Below are 3,072 nucleotides of genomic sequence, written 5' to 3'. Positions count from 1 at the left end.
TTCCTTGACAATCCCACATTTCTGTGCTAATTAACATGAACCACGGGAACTGTCAATAAATAAAATATCCTCCCGGAAAAGGGAGGACTATTCTTTAGGCGATATATTAAAGTGTTTTAAATATACAAGAATTTCGTAAACATCCATATTGTTGTACTTCTTATCTATCCAATCCTTTAAAAAGTGTTCAATATGCTTGTATTTCGTATCTAATTTCATATTAATAATATCTAATATTTCTAGATTTGGCATAAATTATTCATCTCCTTTAATGGAGAGAGTATATACACACTTATTTTAGTTTGTCAATAATAACCTGTTATAAACATTTATACTCAGTGCGAACATAAGAGATAGGACATTTCTATCCCTGATACCCAGTTATTTCATATATAATAGGACTTTACATTCAGGAACATGTGTTCTATTATTGGTACAGAAATATTTTCTTCTCCTACCAATATGTCGCATAATGTCGAATCCTTCCTGAAAAAATTCTGAAGAAATTTGTAAAAAGGGGTAGACATGATATATCCCTTGATGGTAAGATAAGGTCATCAAAGGGAACATAAAGGAATCTGAAGCCCTTTAAAGGAAGTGATACATATGTAGAGGGAGGTACGCTTTTTGTCTAGTGAAGAGGTTTTAACAGTTAAACAGGTAGCCGAGATATTAAAAATATCTGAAAAAACGGCTCGCAAAATGCTGAACAACGGAGAAATTAAAGGTTTCAAAGTCGGTCGAGAATGGCGCGTGTCAGCTGAAAAATTCAATGAATACTTAAAACAAAATTAATTCTTTGGGGGAATTTTAAAATGACAAACACTATTAAAAACACTGAAAACACTACTGACGTATTGGCAACTGAGGACATTGCAACAGCATCACCAAGTATTTTTGAACAAGGTACACAACAAATGTTTTCAACTATCCAGGCAACGGACAGAAAGAGCAGCATCAAACTTTACAACGCGGTAAGCAACGCTGAACACTCTCTATCAGACCATATCGGAGAAGTAATTGAAATTACAGACATGGTCGCCCATGCGGTTGAATTAGAGGATGAAGTCACGAAAGAGACAATTCAGGCAATGCGCGTTGTTCTTTTAACAGCAGACGGACAAGGCTATCACAGTGTATCTCAGGGCGTAGCAAGCTCCCTACAACGTATCATTGGGATTGTAGGGCAAGGTCCTTGGACGGACGAGCCATTAAAAGTTGTTCCAAAAGAAGTTAAAACCCGCCGCGGCTTTAAAACATTGACACTTGCGCTTGTGGACTAATTAAATAGTCGCTCCGATCGGGGCGGCTTTTCTTATATTAAATTACTATATACGGAGGTTGCTAGACTTGGATAAAAACGTAATGATTTTCGACAACGGAGAACGCCGCACAGAGATTAAAGAGGATAGAGTGGAGAATATGTATTGTTTCGCTCAAAAGCTTGATGACGATACACAACAGATTATTAGTTTCACTCGTTCAGAAATGCTTGCAATAGTCTCCTATTTTCATGCTGAAGCACAAGACGAACTGTCACGCGGTTCTGTTCGCTATATTCCGACACAAAAAGCAGAAGCCATTTAAATATTAAATTGACAGGGAAATTCGTTTCCCTGTGACTTTTGTGTTTAAAGGGGGTGTCACTGATTGGGAAGAAAAAGCGGCTGAAGAAGAAACAGCAGAAAAAACAAAATATAGCTGCCTTGAAAAAAGTCGGAATTACTGACAAAAAGGTTATAAAGGAATTAAAAAATAAACCTGCCACAGTAAATAAAATTGTTAAGAAAAAGAGTCGTAGTTTAATTGCAAATGAACGATCTGAATTAATTAAACGGTTAGGATTTAAAGTCTCCGAACATTCCGCAAAAAGGTATTGGAGCGAATCACGATTTAATGAATGGTATAACAAAGAATTAAATAAGCGGGCGAAGGCTGAAGAAAGAAAAAGAAAAGCGGCTGAAAGAAAAGCCCGACAAGCTACTGAACCCTATTTAATGATTTACTGGAAAGAAAAAACCGACACAATGATGGATGCAAATGTGATAGAGGACTTAAAACGGTCTTACAGACATGTGAGCGTTGATTATCTTATCGAATCTATAAGAGGTTTTTTAGGTGCTAAACTTCCCGCTGAAATAGGAACAATAAGTATGCATGTTGTCCCCAATAATAAAAGGAAACAGCATAAAGCATTTATGAGAAATTTTGATTCTCTTAGACTGGCTGATATGAATTCATGGATTTTGCTATATGAAGGAAAAGCCGATTTAAGGAGATATAAAGATTTATTAATTGCAATAAATGCAGGCATGAGGGTTTTATATGACAATGAAGAAAAGGCTCAATTTATTGGGGATTTAATTCAGAAATATCTCCCGCAAGTAAATATCAAAACGGCGAAACGTTTAGCGAAGGATTTACGATGGAGAGGTGGATTTTAAATGAGTAAGGAAAAAGAGAATAAAGAAAAAAGCGCAAGTAAACCCGTTAAGATACTTACGCTTGATACTGAGACGCGAGGACTTTTTGGGGAAGTCTTCCGCGTCGGATTATATGACGGTAGTAGATACCGTGCGACAAACACTTTTAAAAACCTGAAAACGGTTCTCTCACAGTATACCACAAAATACGATTGTCATGTATTTATTCATAATCTAGATTTCGACATTTCAAAAATCGCAAAGGACATTTTACCTGAAGCGGATTTAAAAAATTCGATTTTTATTAATAATGTCGTTACGGTATTTAAAACAGGTCTTAATGAATCCCAAATAACTGAAGAAAATGAAATTATTTCGCAACCTATTACATTTCATGATTCCAGCAAGCTTGTAATGGGTTCATTAAAAAAGATATGTGAGGATTTTAATATTTCGCAAGAAAAAGCAAAAATAGATTTAAAAGACCATATTTTGAAATTGGGATGGGCGCTTGACGCTGACGGAAACCCCACAAATGACCCGGGTAAATATGATGACCGGGAATCCCAAGGGAATTATTTTATGAAGGTCGATCCGTATGAACCTGAATTAAATGAATATTTACGGTTGGACTGTGTGGCATTATATC

At 36.0% G+C, this 3,072-nt stretch carries 5 protein-coding genes; all 5 read left to right on the top strand.

Translation table 11 applies throughout. The features are described from left to right. Positions 1 to 627: 627 nt before the first annotated feature. Positions 628 to 795, top strand: a complete 168-nt coding sequence (locus tag ACFUTU_RS21325; RefSeq protein WP_326194937.1) for a helix-turn-helix domain-containing protein — start codon at positions 628 to 630, stop codon at positions 793 to 795. Between the two features lie 20 nt (positions 796 to 815). Further along, positions 816 to 1,283: a hypothetical protein gene (locus tag ACFUTU_RS21320; RefSeq protein WP_326194938.1), complete on the top strand. Its 468-nt coding sequence runs from the start codon at positions 816 to 818 to the stop codon at positions 1,281 to 1,283. 67 nt (positions 1,284 to 1,350) lie between these two features. Continuing rightward, on the top strand, positions 1,351 to 1,587 hold the full coding sequence (locus ACFUTU_RS21315) for a hypothetical protein (protein WP_376912105.1): 237 nt from the start codon (positions 1,351 to 1,353) through the stop codon (positions 1,585 to 1,587). A 53-nt stretch (positions 1,588 to 1,640) separates the two neighbouring features. Then, entirely contained in the window at positions 1,641 to 2,444 is an 804-nt protein-coding gene (locus ACFUTU_RS21310; RefSeq protein WP_376912104.1) for a hypothetical protein, read from the top strand. After that, on the top strand, positions 2,445 to 3,072 hold a 628-nt coding region (locus ACFUTU_RS21305; RefSeq protein ID WP_377967942.1), incomplete at its 3' end, for a hypothetical protein.

Origin of the sequence: Arthrobacter sp. NPDC057388, from assembly GCF_042668165.1 — a bacterium.
Classification (GTDB): domain Bacteria; phylum Actinomycetota; class Actinomycetes; order Actinomycetales; family Micrococcaceae; genus Arthrobacter.
Note: the sequence above shows the minus strand (reverse complement) of the source record. Positions and strands in the feature narration are given on the sequence as shown.